We start from the raw sequence: 15,658 nt of genomic DNA, 5'->3' as shown, positions 1-15,658 counted from the left end.
TCATCCAGTGTCCGAAGTCGGGGGAGCACGCCGACAGGGCCACGCACTCGCTCCGCCGGAGGTCAGCCGGGGTCGGGGCGCACGACCGCGTGCAGGGCGCCGTCGGCGAGGCGCACGCGCAGGGTGTCGCCCGCCGAGGGCGTGTCCGCCGACCGCAGGACCGGGGCGTCGACGGCCGGCCCGTGCTGGACGATCGCGTAGCCCCGCGCCAGGGTCGCGGCGGGGCCCAGGGCGGTGAGGGACGCCGTGAGGTGCCGCAGGTCGGCCGACCGGGCCGTGATCCCGGCGTCGACCACCTGGCGGGCCCGCCCGCGCAGCGTCACGACGGCGTCCTCCCGCGCGGCGATGGGCCCGATGGGGTCGGCGAGGACGGGACGGCGGCGCAGCGCGGCGAGCGCCGCGTCCTCCCGTTCCACCCAGGCGTGCAGGGCGCGGTGCATCCGGCGGCGCAGCTGCGCGAGGTGCGCGGTCTCCTCGGCGAGGTCGGGGACGATCCGCTTCGCGGCGTCGGTGGGGGTGGCCGCGCGGACGTCGGCGACGTGGTCGACCAGCGGGGTGTCGGGCTCGTGGCCGATCGCCGAGACCACGGGCGTCCGGCACGCCGCGACGCCCCGGCACAGGGCCTCGTCGGAGAACGGCAGCAGGTCCTCGACGCTGCCGCCGCCGCGGGCCAGCACGATCACGTCGACGTCCGGGTCGCGGTCCAGGGCGGTCAGGGCGTCGAGGATCTCCGGCACGGCCTGGGGACCCTGCGTCGGGGTGTTGACGGTGCGGAAGCGCACGGCGGGCCAGCGCGCCGACGCGACGGTGAGCACGTCGTGCTCGGCGGCGCTCGCGCGCGACGTCACCAGGCCCACGCAGCGCGGGAGCCGCGGAGGACGTCGCTTGCGCGCCGGGTCGAAGAGCCCCTCGGCCGCCAGGAGCGCCCGCAGCCGTTCGATGCGCGCCAGCAGCTCGCCGACGCCGACGGGACGGATCTCGTCGACGCGCAGCGAGAGCGTCCCCCGCCCGAAGAAGTACGACGGCCGGCCGTGGACGACGACGCGCGCGCCCTCGGCCAGCGGGGGGACCGTGCCGCGCACCATGGTCGTCGGCGCCGTCAGGTTGATCGAGACGTCCGCGGCCGGGTCACGCAGCACGAGGAACGCCGTGCCCGACCCGGGCCGGGCGGTGACCTGCGTGAGCTGGCCCTCCACCCACACCGCGCCGAGCCGCTCGATCCACGCGGCGATCTTGCGCGCGACCGTCCGGACCGGCCACGGCTCCTCCGCGCTGGTCGCCGGCGGGGTGGTCACGCCGGGGTCAGGACTGGGCGTCGAGCGTGGCGATCCGGTTGCTGAGCATGGTGACGAACGGCGGCCGGTTGCCGTGCGCGGTCTCCCACTCCAGCAGCTCGGTGACCTCCTCGACGCTCAGCGTGCGGAGCTTCCCGCGCAGCTGGGCGATGGTCATCGACTCGTACCCGGGGAGGGCGTCGGGCGTGGTGGCGGTCTCCACCTCGGTGCCGCCCACGACCTCGAGCGCCCGGGAGTGACCGTTCACACGCGGGGCGTCCGCCAGATCGGTGAACTCGATCGAGGTGTCGTCGACGTCGTAGGACTCGAAGCGGGACGGCGGCTCGGGCAGGTCGTCGTCGAAGCGGGCCCACGACGGGGCCTCCTCCACCGGGCGCATCCCGTCGAGCGCGGTGTCGCCCTTGATGGCCAGCTCCGTGACCACCTGCTGGGCGCGCATCCCCAGCTGCAGCACGCGGCTGACCGCGGTGATCGGCAGACCGGCGATGGTGCGCGGGAGGTCCCGGGTCTCCTCCACGGCGGCGACGACGAGGCCGGCGGCGACCCGCACCGGGAACGGGAGCGAACTCATACCGGACAGGGTGCCAGGGCTGGGCCGATGATGTGCGAACGGCCACGGTGGGTCGGTCATCGGCGCTCGCGCACGGACGGTGACGTGCGTCGCCCGTAGGCTGGAGGTATGTCCACTGAGCACCAGAGCGAGCACACCGGCGACGGCGCGCTGCGCGTGCTGCTCGCGAAGCCCCGCGGCTACTGCGCCGGCGTCGACCGGGCCGTCGTGGCCGTGGAGAAGGCGCTCGAGACCTACGGCGCCCCGGTGTACGTGCGCAAGGAGATCGTGCACAACCGCCACGTGGTCAACACCCTCGCCGACCGCGGCGCGGTGTTCGTCGACGAGACCGACCAGGTGCCCGAGGGCGCCACCGTCGTGTTCTCGGCCCACGGGGTGTCCCCGGCGGTGCACGCCCAGGCCGCGGCCCGCGAGCTGCGCACCGTCGACGCCACCTGCCCCCTGGTCACGAAGGTGCACCAGGAGGCGAAGCGCTTCGCGCGCGACGACTACGACATCCTGCTCATCGGCCACGAGGGCCACGAGGAGGTCGAGGGCACCGCCGGCGAGGCGCCCGACCACGTGCAGCTCGTCGACGGCCCGGCCGCGGTGGCCGACGTCACCGTCCGCGACCCCGAGAAGGTCATCTGGCTCTCGCAGACGACGCTGTCGGTCGACGAGACGATGCAGACGGTCGCTGCGCTGCGCGAGCGGTTCCCGGCGATCTCCGATCCGCCGTCGGACGACATCTGCTACGCCACCCAGAACCGCCAGGTCGCGGTGAAGCAGATGGCGCCGGAGTGCGACCTCGTGCTCGTCGTCGGCTCCCGGAACTCCTCGAACTCGGTGCGCCTCGTCGAGGTCGCGCTGCAGGCCGGGGCGAAGGACTCCCACCTCGTCGACCACTGCGGTGAGATCGACGAGGCCTGGCTCGAGGGTGTCACCACCGTCGGCGTCACCAGCGGGGCCTCGGTGCCCGAGATCCTCGTCGGCGACGTCCTGCACTGGCTCGCCGAGCGCGGCTGGGCCGACGTCGAGGAGATCACCACGGCCAACGAGAAGCTGACCTTCTCGCTGCCCCGTGAGCTCAAACGCGACATGAAGCCGCAGGCGGTGCGCTAGCAGCCCGTTGTCCTCGGGGCGCGGGCACCGCACAGTGTCCCCGTGCTCCTGGCCCTGACCCTGCTCACCGGGGGAGCGCTGCTCACCCTGGTGCTCGGGGTGGTCGGCGGCGGCGACCCGGTGGCCGTCCTACCGCTCGGCGCGGCGTTCGCGCTGCTGGCCACGGTCGGCTTCCGGTGGGTGCTCGCCCGCGGGCGGCGCTGGTGGTCGGCGGCGTACGTGCTCGTCGGGCTGGTGCTCGCGTCGGTGGTGTTCGCGCTCGCCCCCGGGGTGGGCGGCACGCTCTTCCTGATCGTGCTCGTCAGCCAGTGCGTCCTGCTGCTCCCGCTGCCGGCCACGATCGTCGTGATCGCGATGGTGCCGATGGTGCACGCCGGCATGCCGCTGGTCGACGGCCTGCGCGAGGGGCTCGGCACGCTGGTCGCCGTGGTGTTCGCGGCCGTGGTCACCGAGCTGCTGCGCCGCGAGCAGCAGATGCGCCGCGAGCTCGCGGCCGCGCAGGAGCAGGTCGAGCACCTCGCCGCCGCACAGGAGCGCAACCGGGTGGCCCGCGACATCCACGACGGGCTCGGGCACTCGCTCACGGTCATCCAGATGCAGCTCCAGGCGGCGCGGGCGTTGCTGGCGAACTCCGGTGACCCGGACGAGGTGCTCGCCAAGGCCCAGCACCAGTCGCAGGAGGCGCTCGGCGAGGTCCGGCGCTCCGTCGGCGCCCTGCGCGAGCCCCGCGTCGTCCCGCCCCTGGGCACCGCGCTCCACGACCTCGCCGCGGAGAGCTCCGCGGCCGGGCTCCCGACGTCGGTGCGCGTCGTCGGGGACGAGCGGGCGATCGCCGACCCCGCCCGCGAGGCCCTGTTCCGGGCGGCGCAGGAGGGGCTGACCAACGTGCGCAAGCACGCCGGCGCGAGCCGCGCCGAGGTGGTGCTCGACTACGCCGCGGCGGCCGTGCGCGTGGAGGTCCGTGACGACGGCCGCGGGGTCGGCGAGCACGGGGAGGGCGGGGGTGTCGGCCTGCTCGGCCTGCGCGAACGGGCCGAGGACCTCGGCGGGCGCCTCGAGCTGGGGCGCGCCCCGGCCGGCGGGTGCGCGCTGGTCCTGGAGGTGCCGGCGTGACCGCGCGGGCGCCGGTGCGGCTCCTGCTGGTCGACGACCAGGCGCTGTTCCGCGAGGCGCTGGCCACGCTGCTGGGCGTGCGCGACGACGTGGTCGTGGTGGGGGAGGCGGGCGACGGCGAGGAGGCCGTCCGCCGCGCCGCCGAGCTCGCCCCCGAGGTGGTGCTCATGGACCTGCGGATGCCGGTGCTCGACGGCGTCGCGGCGACCCGCCGGCTGCGCGCCGAGCAGCCCGACGTGCGCGTGATCGCGCTGACCACCTTCGACGACGACGAGGACGTCTTCGCCGCGCTGCGGGCCGGCGCGGTCGGCTACCTGCTCAAGGACGTGTCGTCCGCGCGCCTCGTCGAGGCGGTGCTGACCGCGGCCGCGGGCGGGTCGGTGCTGGAGCCGTCGGTCGCGGCGAAGGTCGTCGCCCGTGTTGCGCGCCTGCCCGCGGACGAGCCGGCGGGGTCGGCGCGCCGGGCCCAGCCGCTGGTCGTGCCGCTCTCGGAGCGGGAGGTCGACGTCCTGCGCCTGCTCGCCGACGGGCGCAGCAACCGCGAGATCGCCGGCCGGCTGCACCTCGCCGAGGGCACGGTGAAGAACCACGTCACGAACGTGCTGGGCAAGCTCGGTGCCCGCGACCGCACCCAGGCCGCGCTGCGCGCCCGGGCCCTCGACCTGCTCTAGGTCGTGACCCCGGGCATGACTTCCGGCACCTGTCCGCACGGGCGGCGCTCGCGATGCTCGTCGGCATCGCCGGCCCACCCCGTGGAAGGACCCGCCCGCCATGAGCACCCAGCCCGCCCAGCCCACCGCCCCCGTCGCGACCACCCGCGCCCCCCGCCGGCGCGTGCTGCGCTTCGCCGGCCACTACCTCGAGATGGTCGTGGCGATGTTCGTCGGCATGGCGCTGCTCATGCCCCTGACGCCGGCGGCCTGGGCCGCTCTGCCCGCCGCCCACGCCCTCGTGATGGCCGCCGACATGACCATCGGCATGGCCGTGTGGATGACCGTGCGACGTCACTGCGCGCGCCTGATCGTCGAGATGTCGGCGGCGATGTGCGCCCCGTTCGTGCTGCTGCTCGTGCCCTACGGCCTCGGTGCCGTCTCGGGCGAGACCCTGATGATCGGCGGACACGTCCTGATGTTCCTGACCATGCTCGGCGCGATGCTCCTGCGGCGCGACGAGTACGCCGGCTGCTGACGGCACTCCGAGTGCAACGAACGGCCTGTTCGCTGCTTCTACGCGCACGAACTCCCCGTTGATCACGGGACGCGAACGGGCCGGCCAGCAAGATCCGGGAAATCGGGGCGGATGTCTCGCTGAGCGGAGCGCACGCTCCACTCATCCGGATCTCGGACCCGCCTCAGCGGCGGTCGTCGGGCCCGTCGACGCGGCGCGGGACGCGCCGGACCCCGGGGCCGAACTCCTCGTCGGGGTCGTCCGGGCGCACGGGGCGACGCCGGGCGTCGCCGGCGGACGGACGGCGGCGGTCGTCGCGCGCCGGACGGGCCTCGACCGGCACCTGGCGGGGACGGCGCTCGCGCGGCTCGCGATCCCGGGGGTCGCGGTCGCGGGGGTCGCGGTCCCGGTCGCGGGGATCACGGTCCCGGGACTCGCGCCGCTGACGCTCGCGGATCTCCCGCTCGCGGCGTTCCCGCTCCCGCAGCTCGCGCTCGCGGGGGTCCCGATCGCGTGGGTCCCGGTCCCGGGGCGGCCGGTCCCGGGGCTCGCGTGGGGCGTCGGGGTCGAGCCGGTCGGAGGACCGCTGCCAGGGCTCGAGGCGCGAGCGGATGAAACCGAGCGCCAGGCACACGGCGGTGGTGATCGCGAGGGTCGGGAAGGCGTTGACCAGCGGCCCACCGACGGCGAGGAGCGTGGAGGCCGTGCCGCCCGAGCGGGGGAGCGATCCCGTGGCGACGACGACCACGGGCACGCCCACCGCCAGCAGCAGCGGCGGCTGGACGAGCGGGACGAACAGCGAGTCACGCCGGGACCAGGCGGTCGCGAGGATGCAGCCGCCGGCGAAGCAGGCGGTGAACGCCACGCCCAGCTCGCCGGAGAGCACGAGGTCGATCGCCACGCCGGCGACGGTGAAGAGCCCGCCGAGCAGCAGCGTCCCCCACCAGCGGAGCCCGCGCAGTGACCGGACGACGGAGCGCTCGCCGGGACCGACGGGCCCGGTGCCGAGTGCCTCCTCCCGCGCGCTGGTCACACCCCAACGCTAGCGGTCGGACCGTGACGTTCCGTCGCACCCGCACGGACACCGGCGAGTGCGGTGACGTGGACCACTCATCCTCGCGTCATCCCGTCTCCGCGATCGACTCGGCCGGTGCCCGCGGGCGGCGCTCGATCTGCTCCGGGCTCTCCAGATCGGCGGTGGTCACGGACAGGTCCGCGAACCGCCGGGCGCTGACGAGCACGCGGGACTCGAGCGAGCTGACCGTCTCGTTGAACGACCGGACGCTGCCGTCGAGGGACCGTCCCAGCCGCGCGAGGTGCCCGGAGAGGGTGGCCAGGCGGCCGTGCAGCTCGCGTCCGAGCGCGTGCACCTCGGCGGTGTTGCGGGCGAGGGCCTCCTGGCGCCACGCGTAGGCGACCGTGCGCAGCAGCGCCATCAGCGTGGTGGGCGTCGCGATGACGACGTCGGCGCCGAAGGCGTGCTCGAGCAGCGCCGGATCGGCCTCCAGCGCCGCGGACAGGAAGACCTCGCCCGGCACGAACATCACCACGAACTCGGGCGTCGGGTCGAAGCGCCGCCAGTAGGCCTTGGCGCCGAGCGCGTCGACGTGGGCGCGCAGCTGCTTGGCGTGCGCCGCGATCCGCTCGCGGCGGGCCGCGTCGTCGCGGGCCTCGGTGGACTCCAGGTACGCGGCGAACGGGACCTTCGCGTCGACGACCACCTGCTTGCCGCCCGCGAGGTGCACCACGAGGTCGGGACGCTGGGCGCCGTCGTCGTCGACCCCGCGGGCATGGGCCTGGCGGGTGAAGTCGCAGTGCTCGACCATGCCGGCGAGGTCGACCACCCGCTCGAGCTGCAGCTCACCCCACCGTCCGCGCACGTTCGGGGCGCGCAGGGCGCCGACCAGCGCGCGCGTCTCGCCCGCCACCCCTTGCGCGCCCTCCGCGACCGCGCCGACCTGCTCGCGCAGCGACGCGAAGGCGGCCGCCCGCTCGCGCTCCGCACCCGCCATCTCCCGCTCCATGCGACCGAGGGCCGCGGACACGGGCTCCAGCACGCGATCGAGCACCTCGGTCGAGGCGGCGCGCACCGCCGGCCCCAGGGCGCGCTCGCGGTCGCCCGCCCCGCGGCGCTCGGCGTCGAGCTCGGCGCGCGCCGCGGCGACCTCGGCCCCCGCACGACGCACCGCCTCGGACACCGCCGCGTCGCGCCGGGCCCCGGCCAGGTGCAGCGCGACCCACGCGCCGACGCCCGCGCCGATCACGAGCCCCAGCAGCAACCCCGCGAGCACCCCGGCCGTCGTCATGGCTCCTCCGTCATGACCGGCAGGATGGATCACACCCCCGACAACGCCGCGTCATCGACGCGCCAGGAGGCCTCGAGGGCCAGCAGCCGCTCCTTCCGCTCCAGCCCCCAGCGGTACCCGCCGAGCGCGCCGCCCCGACGCAGCACGCGGTGGCACGGGACGAAGAGCGTGGCGGCGTTGTGCACGCACGCCCGCGCGGCGATCCGGTGACCCTTCGGATAGCCGGCGGCGTCGGCGAGCTCGCCGTAGGTCGTCGGCTCTCCGGCGGGCACCGCGCGGAGCCGCTCCCAGATCGCGGTGGTCGCCGGCCCGCTGATCTGGCGCACGGGCACGGCCGCCGCCGGGCCGGGATCGCCGTCGTGGAACGCCGTCACCGCCGCGGTGACCTCCCCGAGGTCCTCGCGACGCGCGGGATCGGTGGGACGCAGCTCGGCGTGCACGAGCGCGAGCAGCGCGCCGGCGTCGTCGGTCCAGCCCGACGCGAGGACGGCGCCCTCGTCGTCGACGAGGGCGGTGAACGGGCCGAGCGGGGTGGGCACGGTGGCGAGGGCGGGCACGGGGACCTCCGAGGGTCACGTGGAGCAGCTGTCACCCTGGTTGGACGCCGCCGGGGCCCGCCCGGATCCCTCGCTGGCAGACTGGATTCTCGTGAGCTTGACCCTCGGCATCGTCGGACTGCCCAACGTCGGCAAGTCGACGATGTTCAACGCCCTGACCCGCAACGACGTGTTGGCGGCGAACTACCCGTTCGCCACCATCGAGCCCAACGTGGGCGTGGTGCCGTTGCGGGACCCACGGCTCGACACGCTGGCCCAGATGTTCTCCTCGGAGAAGGTGGTCCCGGCGACGGTCTCGTTCGTCGACATCGCCGGCATCGTCGCGGGCGCCAGCGAGGGCGCGGGGTTGGGCAACAAGTTCCTCGCCAACATCCGCGAGGCCGACGCGATCTGCCAGGTCGTGCGCGTCTTCGCCGACGACGACGTCGTGCACGTCGACGGCCGCGTCGACCCGGCAGCGGACATCGAGACGATCGCGACCGAGCTCGTCCTCGCCGACCTCCAGACGATCGACAAGGCCCTCCCGCGCCTCGAGAAGGAGGCGCGGGTCAAGAAGGAGACCAAGGCCGCCGTCGACGAGATCCAGCACGCGCAGACCGTGCTGAACGAGGGCCGCACGCTCTTCTCCGCCGGCCTCGACTCGCCGCGGCTGCGCGAGCTGAACCTCATGACGGTGAAGCCGTTCCTCTACGTCTTCAACGCCGACGAGCCGGTGCTCGTCGACGACGCGAAGCGCAAGGAGCTCGCCGAGCTCGTCGCCCCGGCCGAGGCCGTGTTCCTCGACGCGAAGGTCGAGCAGGAGCTGCTCGAGCTCGACGCCGAGTCCGCGCAGGAGCTGCTGGAGTCGATCGGCCAGCCCGAGCCGGGGCTCGACGCGCTGGCCCGCGCCGGGTTCCGCACCCTCGGCCTGCAGACCTACCTCACCGCCGGCCCCAAGGAGTCGCGCGCCTGGACGATCCGGATCGGTGCCACCGCCCCCGAGGCCGCCGGGGTGATCCACACGGACTTCCAGAAGGGCTTCATCAAGGCCGAGATCGTCTCGTACGACGACCTCGTCGCCGCCGGCTCGATGGCCGCCGCCAAGACCGCGGGCAAGGTGCGCATGGAGGGCAAGGACTACGTCATGCACGACGGCGACGTGGTGGAGTTCCGCTTCAACGTCTAGGTGTCGTGACCCGAGACAAGTGCTCACAGGGCCGGAGGTCACCCACCCATGACCGTCCCCACCATCGCCCTCCCCGACGGCGCCGCGATGCCCGTGCTCGGCGTCGGGACCTGGGGATACGCCGAACAGCCGGCCCGCCGCCGGGACGAGATCGACTCGCTGCGCGCCGCACTCGACGCCGGGCTGACGATGATCGACACCGCTGAGATGTACGCCGACGGCGGCGCCGAGGAGCTGGTCGGCGAGGCGCTGGCCGCGCGGCGCGACGAGGCGTTCCTCGTGGACAAGGTGCTGCCCTCGGACGCCTCCCGCCACGGCACCGTCGGGGCCTGCGATCGGGCCCTGCGCAGGCTGCGCACCGACCGGATCGACCTCTACCTACTGCACTGGCGCGGCCGGTACCCGCTCGCGGAGACCGTCGAGGCGTTCGTCGAGCTGCGCGACGCCGGGAAGATTCGCGCCTGGGGCGTGAGCAACCTGGACGTCGACGACCTGGCCGAGCTCGACGAGGTCCCGAGCGGCGACCAGGTGGCCACCGACCAGATCCTCTACAACCTCGTACGGCGGGGACCCGAGTGGGACCTGCTCCCGTGGGCCGAGCGCCGCGGGCTCCCGCTGATGGCCTACTCGCCCGTCGAGCAGGGGCGACTGCTCGACGAGCCCGCACTGCGCGAGGTCGCCGACCGGCACGACGCCACGCCCGCCCAGATCGCCATCGCGTGGGTGCTCGATCACCCCGGCGTCTGCGCGATCCCGAAGACCGCGACCCCCGCGCGGATGGCCGAGAACCGGGCCGGGCTCGACGTCGCACTCACCGACGACGACCGGGCCGCGCTCGACGCCGCGTTCCCGCCGCCGGGCCGGAAGCGCCGGCTGGAGATCCTGTAGGTGGCCGGGGACACCTGCCGGGTCGGGTTCCGCTCCGACGTCTGATCCGGTCGGCCGGCCACGCGCTCAGCGGGCCGGGGTCGATCCGAAGCGGACGCCGAGCTCGGACACGCGGAGCCCGCGGTGCTCCGGGCGCATGCGCCCGGCGCGTTCCAGCAGGCTCATGCCGTGCAGGGCGCTCCAGAACACCTCGGTCGCGGTGCCGTCGTCGTCGCCGATCGTCTCGGCCAGCACGTCGAACGCGGCGCGGAGCTCGGGCCGGGTGTCGTCCTGGGCGAACGGCGTGTCGATCGGCAGGTGGAACATCGCCTCGTAGACCGCCGGGTGCTCGCCGCCGAAGTCGAGGTAGGCGACGGACACGGCTTCGATCGCGGGCCGTCCCTGCCGACCGCCGAGCGCCGTGCGGCACCGCCGTGTCAGCTCGACGAAGCCGTCGAGGGCGACCGCCAGCATGATCTCCGCCTTGCCGCCGGGGAAGTGGCTGTACAGCACGGGCTGGCTGTAGCCGATGGCCTCGGAGAGGTGTCGGGTGGTGACGGCGGCCCAGCCCTGCGCGTCGGCGCGGTCCCGCGCGGCATCGAGGATGTGACGAGCGCGTTCCTCGTGCCGCCGCCGACGCGCCGTCGGATCCGCCATCGGCCCTCCCTCTTGTGATCCGTCCCGACCCGGCCTAGCTTAGCAGTGCTAGGAAATCTAGCACTGCTAGATCGAGAGGGGTCTCGCCATGACATCCGTGCTCGCGGTCGTCACCGCGACCGTCGTCGGCCTCATGGTCGGCGTCGAGTTCGCGGTCGCCGTCGTCGTCAACCCGATGCTGTTGCGTCTGCCGGCCGACGCGTCGTTGGCCGCACGAGCGGACGGTGGGCGCGTACTGGGGCGTGCGATGCCGTTCTGGTACGTCGCGTCCCTGGCGCTCACCGCGGTCCTCGCCGCGCTCGTGTGGGGCACGCCGACCGCGGCGACGGCGCTCCTCGTCGCCGCGCTGTTGCTGGTCGTCAGCGTCGTCCTGTCGGTCGTCCTGCTGGTGCCGATCAACAACCGCTCGAGGGGGTGGACCGCGGAGAACCACCCCGACGACTGGCGGGAGCAGCACCGCCGCTGGGACCGGCTGCACCACCTCCGCGTCGCGATCATCGTGGCGTCCTTCGTGCTCGTCCTGGTCGCGACGACCACGCTCTGAGGACGCCGCTCGGCGAGCCGGCACCGGGGCTGAGGTACGGACGACGGCGACGTGGTCGAGTTCCCGCTCCGGATCGGCATCACGGTGCTGATGGCCCCGGTCGTCCCCGGTGCCGTGACGCCAGCGTCCGCAGGAACGTCGTGATCGCTTCTCGCTCGGCATCGCTGTAGGGCCGGGCGAGTTCCTCGATGTCCGTGGCACGCCTCCCCAGCTCATCGAGCACCCGCTGGCGTGACGCCTCGGAGATGGCGAGCACCCGACGCCGACGGTCATGGTCGTGAGGGCGGCGGACCATGTGGCCGGCGTCCACGAGGCGGTCCACCAGGGCGGTCGCCGAGCCCGACGACATCCCGAGCAGACGACCCAACTCGGCAGGCCCCAGTTCGTCCGGGCGCAGCAGGACGTGCTTGATCGCCAGGTAGTCCCCCGGGGTGACCCCGAGGGCCGTGCCCATGGCGACGTCGGCTTCGGCGATCGCGACGGCGAGGTCGTGCACGGCCCAGGCGAGCTGAGCGGCCGGTGGACCAGAGGTGCCCGGTGCGTGGTTCGTCGCTTGCCGGGGCACGGCACACATCCTACGGTAGCTCGATATTGGAGTCACTTGATATCAGAGCGGTGGGGTCACGACGATGATGCGGGTGACGGCTCGACCGGGGCTGCTCCGCGCCGCGACGACTCTCGCGCTGGCGACCGCCCAGCCGATGTCGACGCAGATGGCGCGCTGGACCGGCCGCGGGACGACGGAGACCGAACAGGCGACGGCGACCGAGGGTCCGGTCACCCCGGTCGGGTGGGCCTTCGTGATCTGGACGCCCCTGTTCGCCGGGAGTCTCGCCTACGCCGCGACGGACCTCCGCCGTGTGCGGGCAGGGGAGGCCGTCTCGGGTGCTGCCGGGTGGTGGGCGAACGCCGCGCTGGCCGGGAACGTCGCGTGGAGCCTCAACTCGCAGTTCCGGCGTCTCGACGAGGTCAGTGTCGCTCTGATCCTCGGTTCGGCCTCGGCCGCGACCGTGTCGGTGGCTCTTGCGGAGCGCGATCCCGAGGGCGCGGCGGGCGCCGCCGCGTCGCGCTACATCGGGCCGCTCGCCGGGTGGCTGTGTGTCGCCGGCTTCGCGAACGTCGAGACCACGCGCAACCTGCGCCGTGGACGCCCGGAGGGCGAGGACGCCGACCGGGGGGCCGTCAGACTCGTCGCGGCGGCAGCGACGGTCGGCAGCGCGACAGCGGTGGTGGTCCGCGGCAACCCCGGGTTCGCGGTCGCCGCGTGCTGGGGCCTGGCAGGAATCGCGATGAAGGCGCTACGGGACGGAAGGGCACCGGTGGCGACTGCCGCCGGCCTCGGCGCCCTCGCCGTGGCGACCAGCAGCGTCGTCGCGCGATCGGTCACCGCGCGGCGGTGACGGGTCCGGCGCCGTCCCGCCGCCGCGCCAGATCATGGCGTCGGCGACGGGACGGAGCGGGGTCAGGCCGTGGCGCCCCGGACGCGGTCACGCATCGCGTCGACGACCGCGTCCTCCGCGGGCGTGGTCAGCCGGGGGCGGCTCACGTCGATACCGCCCTCCCACTGCTTCGACAGCGGGATGTCGGCGTCGGCGCCGTCGGAGACCCGCGCCATCGACCAGCGCGTGAACGCCCGTTCGACGCCGGACGTCTCCTCGACGAGGTCGATCTGCTCGTGACGGGGGTCGCGGCTGATCGTCTCGTACAGGCCGCGGACGACGCCCTCCTCGCCCTCGAGGGTCTGGACGACGTTGTCCTCCCACACGACGAGGGCGCCGGTGATGCCGTGCTGCGGGTTCTTCGTGCGGGCCGCCTCCAGGATGCGGGCGACCTCGCCCTCGACGTCGTCCGGCGGGATGCTCAGCCTGCTGCGGTAGACCAGGCGGAACACCGGTCCACTTCCCGTGCTGCTGACGTCAGCCATGGTGTTGACTCCCTCGTCGGCGACGGCACTCCTGTCGACCCCACGGACCGAGCGTGATGCGCGTCACCCTGACGGTAAGCGCGAGTGTCGGTGAGCGCTGATCGAGCGGCCGCGCCGGCCGAGGACACTCCACCCATGACCAAGTACCGGGTCCACCTGATGACCGACCTGACGCGTCTCGACGAGGACGGACTCGCCGACCTCCTCGAGCGGCTCGTCGAGGTCGGCGGTGTCCCGTCGGTCCCGTTCGGCGTCCTCGAGGTCACCGGGAGCACGACGGCCGGGGACGCGCGCGCGGCCGTCGACGAGGTGGGCCGCGTCCTCGAACGCGCCCTGCAGGCCATGAACCGCCCGTGCCGCGTGATCGGGGTGCAGGCGGGCGAGATCGGTCCGTACGGCTCCGAGGGGCGCTAGGTTCCGGTCACCCGACCGAAGCCCCGGAGGCCACCGATGCTCTTCCACCTCGATTTCCACGTCGAGTACGGCGCGACGATGAGCCAGCAGGACCTCTTCGCGACCTGGTCCCGGGAGGCGGAGGCCGCGCTCGGCGCGAAGCAGGCGGGCGTCGTCGTCGACCTCTGGAAGGTCGCCGGCGAGCGGCGCGTCATCGCGATCGTCGACGTCGACAGCCACGACACCCTCGACGAGATCTCGCTGACCCTCCCGATCATGGTCGAGATGGGCCAGCACGTGACGATCGACGTGTCGGCGCTGCGCCGCTACGAGGACTTCGCCGGCAGCGTCAACAAGCTGCTCCAGAGCTGACCGGTCAGCGCCAGCCGAGCTCCGGGGCCAGGTGGGTCAGCACGCTCTCGACGACGTGGGCGTTGTAGTCGACCCCGAGCTGGTTGGGCACGGTGAGCAGCAGCGTGTCCGCGGCGGCGATCGCCTCGTCCTCGGCGAGCTCGGCGATGAGCTTGTCCGGCTCGTTGGCGTACGTCTTGCCGAACCGCGCGTTGCCGCCGTCGATCCACCCGACCTGGTCGGTGCTGTCGTGCTCGCGCCAGAACAGCTGACGGTCGAGGTCGTCGACGATCGGGAAGATGCTGCGGCTGACCGAGACGCGCGGCTCGCGCTCGTGCCCGGCCGCCGTCCACGCGTCGCGGAAGCGCTGGATCTGCTCGGCCTGCAGCCGGTGGAACGGCACGCCGGTGTCCTCGGTGAGCAGCGTCGAGCTCATGAGGTTCATCCCCTGCTCGGCGGTCCACTCGGCGGTGGCGCGGCTGCCGGCGCCCCACCAGATGCGGTCGCGCAGGCCGGGGGCGTGCGGCTCGATCCGCAGGAGGCCGGGCGGGTTCGGAAACATGGGCCGCGGGTTGGGACGGGCGAAGCCCTCGCCGTCGAGCACCTTGAGGAACGTCGCGGTGTGCTCGCGCGCCATGTCGCCGTCGCTCGTGCCCTCCGGCGGGGCGTAGCCGAAGTAGCGGTAGCCGTCGATCACCTGCTCCGGCGATCCCCGGCTGATGCCGAGCTGCAGCCGTCCACCCGAGATCAGGTCGGCGGAGCCGGCGTCCTCGGCCATGTACAGCGGGTTCTCGTAGCGCATGTCGATCACGCCCGTGCCCAGCTCGATCCGGCTCGTCCTCGCGGCCGCCGCGGCGAGCAGCGGGAAGGGCGAGGCGAGCTGCTGGGCGAAGTGGTGCACGCGGTAGTACGCGCCGTCGGCGCCCGCCTCCTCGGCGGCCACCGCGAGCTCGATCGACTGCAGCAGGGCGTCGGCTCCCGACCGCACCCGCGAGTGCGGGGACGCCGACCAGTGCCCGAAGGACAGGAACCCGATGTTCTTCACACTTCAACCAACGGTGCGGGGTCGAGGGGCATTCCGCGCCGTGGCTCAGGGCCGGTCCCGTGTGCCGATCGTGAGCGGGACCCAGGCGTCAGCCGGGCATGTCCATGTGGAAGAGCTCGAGCTGGACGTTGTCGGGGTCCCGGAAGACGAGCGCGGAGTACGGCACCGGGTCCTCGGTGTCGGTGATGCCGGAGTGCGCGATCCCGAGGGAGTCGAGCCAGCCCGCCCAGGCGTCGAGGTCGGCGCGGGTGGGCATCGCGAAGCCCACGTGGTCGATCCCGCAGCGGGTCTCGTCGGCCGGCTCCCCGGTGTTGCCGGGGTGGTGCACGATGCCGACGCACAGGTTGGTCTCCGGCTCGATGAGTACCAGCGTGTAGCCCTTGGCGTCGGCGCCGTGGTGAGGGAACTGCGGCGGGATCCGCGACATGCCGAACACCCGCTGGTACCAGTCCGCGCTCGCCTCGACGTCCCGCGCGGTGACGGCGACGTGGTGGAACCCGCTGAGGGCGGGTCGGGTATCGGTGGTGGTCATGGCGCACCTCGCAGGCTCGGCAGGCACGCAGTGTCGTGGGTCCCGCCGGGGCTGGGCGAGCGCGACCACT

Annotated in this window: 20 protein-coding genes; 10 read left to right on the top strand and 10 right to left on the bottom strand. The window is 73.8% G+C overall.

The genetic code is table 11. The features are described from left to right. Nucleotides 1-62 precede the first annotated feature (62 nt). Together xseA and PH191_RS07225 are read right to left on the bottom strand one after the other, a co-directional pair. Nucleotides 63-1,295, bottom strand: a complete 1,233-nt coding sequence (gene xseA, locus PH191_RS07230) for an exodeoxyribonuclease VII large subunit (protein ID WP_274193942.1) — start codon at nucleotides 1,293-1,295, stop codon at nucleotides 63-65. A 7-nt stretch (nucleotides 1,296-1,302) separates the two neighbouring features. After that, nucleotides 1,303-1,866: a lipid droplet-associated protein gene (locus PH191_RS07225; protein ID WP_274193941.1), complete on the bottom strand. Its 564-nt coding sequence runs from the start codon at nucleotides 1,864-1,866 to the stop codon at nucleotides 1,303-1,305. A 108-nt stretch (nucleotides 1,867-1,974) separates the two neighbouring features. Between PH191_RS07225 and PH191_RS07220 the strand changes: the two genes are divergently transcribed. From PH191_RS07220 to PH191_RS07205, 4 genes are all read left to right on the top strand, one after another. Beyond that, a complete protein-coding gene (locus tag PH191_RS07220; protein ID WP_274193940.1) occupies nucleotides 1,975-2,967 on the top strand; it encodes a 4-hydroxy-3-methylbut-2-enyl diphosphate reductase in 993 nt (330 codons plus the stop codon). 42 nt (nucleotides 2,968-3,009) lie between these two features. Further along, nucleotides 3,010-4,080 (top strand): sensor histidine kinase, encoded by a 1,071-nt coding sequence (locus PH191_RS07215; protein ID WP_274193939.1) that lies wholly within the window; start codon nucleotides 3,010-3,012, stop codon nucleotides 4,078-4,080. Next, nucleotides 4,077-4,751, top strand: a complete 675-nt coding sequence (locus tag PH191_RS07210) for a response regulator (RefSeq protein ID WP_274193938.1) — start codon at nucleotides 4,077-4,079, stop codon at nucleotides 4,749-4,751. Before PH191_RS07215 ends, PH191_RS07210 begins: the two co-directional genes overlap by 4 nt. A 100-nt stretch (nucleotides 4,752-4,851) precedes the next feature. Next, a complete protein-coding gene (locus tag PH191_RS07205; protein ID WP_274193937.1) occupies nucleotides 4,852-5,268 on the top strand; it encodes a hypothetical protein in 417 nt (138 codons plus the stop codon). 163 nt (nucleotides 5,269-5,431) lie between these two features. Here the strand turns inward: PH191_RS07205 and PH191_RS07200 are convergent, their stop codons facing one another. From PH191_RS07200 to PH191_RS07190, 3 genes are all read right to left on the bottom strand, one after another. Continuing rightward, entirely contained in the window at nucleotides 5,432-6,280 is an 849-nt protein-coding gene (locus PH191_RS07200; protein ID WP_274193936.1) for a DUF6542 domain-containing protein, read from the bottom strand. 88 nt (nucleotides 6,281-6,368) lie between these two features. Then, the gene (locus tag PH191_RS07195; RefSeq protein ID WP_274193935.1) at nucleotides 6,369-7,553 is read right to left on the bottom strand and encodes a DNA recombination protein RmuC; all 1,185 of its coding nucleotides are present in this window, start codon (nucleotides 7,551-7,553) and stop codon (nucleotides 6,369-6,371) included. Between the two features lie 29 nt (nucleotides 7,554-7,582). Beyond that, nucleotides 7,583-8,110, bottom strand: coding sequence for a methylated-DNA--[protein]-cysteine S-methyltransferase (locus tag PH191_RS07190; RefSeq protein WP_274193934.1), 528 nt, complete (start codon nucleotides 8,108-8,110; stop codon nucleotides 7,583-7,585). Between the two features lie 91 nt (nucleotides 8,111-8,201). Here PH191_RS07190 and ychF point away from each other — a divergent pair, with 91 nt between their 5' ends. Continuing rightward, a complete protein-coding gene (ychF, locus tag PH191_RS07185) occupies nucleotides 8,202-9,275 on the top strand; it encodes a redox-regulated ATPase YchF (RefSeq protein ID WP_274193933.1) in 1,074 nt (357 codons plus the stop codon). 48 nt (nucleotides 9,276-9,323) lie between these two features. Continuing rightward, nucleotides 9,324-10,163, top strand: a complete 840-nt coding sequence (locus tag PH191_RS07180) for an aldo/keto reductase (RefSeq protein ID WP_274193932.1) — start codon at nucleotides 9,324-9,326, stop codon at nucleotides 10,161-10,163. Nucleotides 10,164-10,229: 66 nt separating this feature from the next. Here the strand turns inward: PH191_RS07180 and PH191_RS07175 are convergent, their stop codons facing one another. Continuing rightward, entirely contained in the window at nucleotides 10,230-10,799 is a 570-nt protein-coding gene (locus PH191_RS07175) for a TetR/AcrR family transcriptional regulator (RefSeq protein ID WP_274193931.1), read from the bottom strand. An 88-nt stretch (nucleotides 10,800-10,887) separates the two neighbouring features. On the opposite strand from PH191_RS07175, the gene PH191_RS07170 reads away from it, so the two are divergent. Further along, nucleotides 10,888-11,343: a DUF1772 domain-containing protein gene (locus tag PH191_RS07170; protein ID WP_274193930.1), complete on the top strand. Its 456-nt coding sequence runs from the start codon at nucleotides 10,888-10,890 to the stop codon at nucleotides 11,341-11,343. Nucleotides 11,344-11,422: 79 nt separating this feature from the next. Here the strand turns inward: PH191_RS07170 and PH191_RS07165 are convergent, their stop codons facing one another. After that, nucleotides 11,423-11,908: a MarR family winged helix-turn-helix transcriptional regulator gene (locus PH191_RS07165; RefSeq protein ID WP_274193929.1), complete on the bottom strand. Its 486-nt coding sequence runs from the start codon at nucleotides 11,906-11,908 to the stop codon at nucleotides 11,423-11,425. 73 nt (nucleotides 11,909-11,981) lie between these two features. Between PH191_RS07165 and PH191_RS07160 the strand changes: the two genes are divergently transcribed. Beyond that, nucleotides 11,982-12,743, top strand: a complete 762-nt coding sequence (locus tag PH191_RS07160) for a hypothetical protein (protein ID WP_274193928.1) — start codon at nucleotides 11,982-11,984, stop codon at nucleotides 12,741-12,743. 62 nt (nucleotides 12,744-12,805) lie between these two features. On the opposite strand, the gene PH191_RS07155 is transcribed toward PH191_RS07160, so the two are convergent. Continuing rightward, on the bottom strand, nucleotides 12,806-13,267 hold the full coding sequence (locus tag PH191_RS07155) for a BLUF domain-containing protein (protein ID WP_274193927.1): 462 nt from the start codon (nucleotides 13,265-13,267) through the stop codon (nucleotides 12,806-12,808). A 135-nt stretch (nucleotides 13,268-13,402) separates the two neighbouring features. Here PH191_RS07155 and PH191_RS07150 point away from each other — a divergent pair, with 135 nt between their 5' ends. Next, nucleotides 13,403-13,681, top strand: a complete 279-nt coding sequence (locus tag PH191_RS07150) for a hypothetical protein (protein WP_274193926.1) — start codon at nucleotides 13,403-13,405, stop codon at nucleotides 13,679-13,681. A gap of 36 nt (nucleotides 13,682-13,717) precedes the next feature. Beyond that, nucleotides 13,718-14,032, top strand: coding sequence for a muconolactone Delta-isomerase (locus tag PH191_RS07145; RefSeq protein WP_274193925.1), 315 nt, complete (start codon nucleotides 13,718-13,720; stop codon nucleotides 14,030-14,032). 4 nt (nucleotides 14,033-14,036) lie between these two features. Here the strand turns inward: PH191_RS07145 and PH191_RS07140 are convergent, their stop codons facing one another. Next, a complete protein-coding gene (locus PH191_RS07140) occupies nucleotides 14,037-15,056 on the bottom strand; it encodes an LLM class flavin-dependent oxidoreductase (RefSeq protein WP_274193924.1) in 1,020 nt (339 codons plus the stop codon). An 88-nt stretch (nucleotides 15,057-15,144) separates the two neighbouring features. Next, a complete protein-coding gene (locus PH191_RS07135; protein WP_274193923.1) occupies nucleotides 15,145-15,588 on the bottom strand; it encodes a VOC family protein in 444 nt (147 codons plus the stop codon). Nucleotides 15,589-15,658 lie beyond the last annotated feature (70 nt).

Origin of the sequence: Actinomycetospora callitridis (assembly GCF_028737265.1) — a bacterium.
Taxonomy (GTDB): Bacteria; Actinomycetota; Actinomycetes; order Mycobacteriales; family Pseudonocardiaceae; genus Actinomycetospora; species Actinomycetospora callitridis.
The sequence above is the reverse complement of the archived record's forward strand: the minus strand, read 5'-3'. Positions and strand labels throughout refer to the sequence as shown.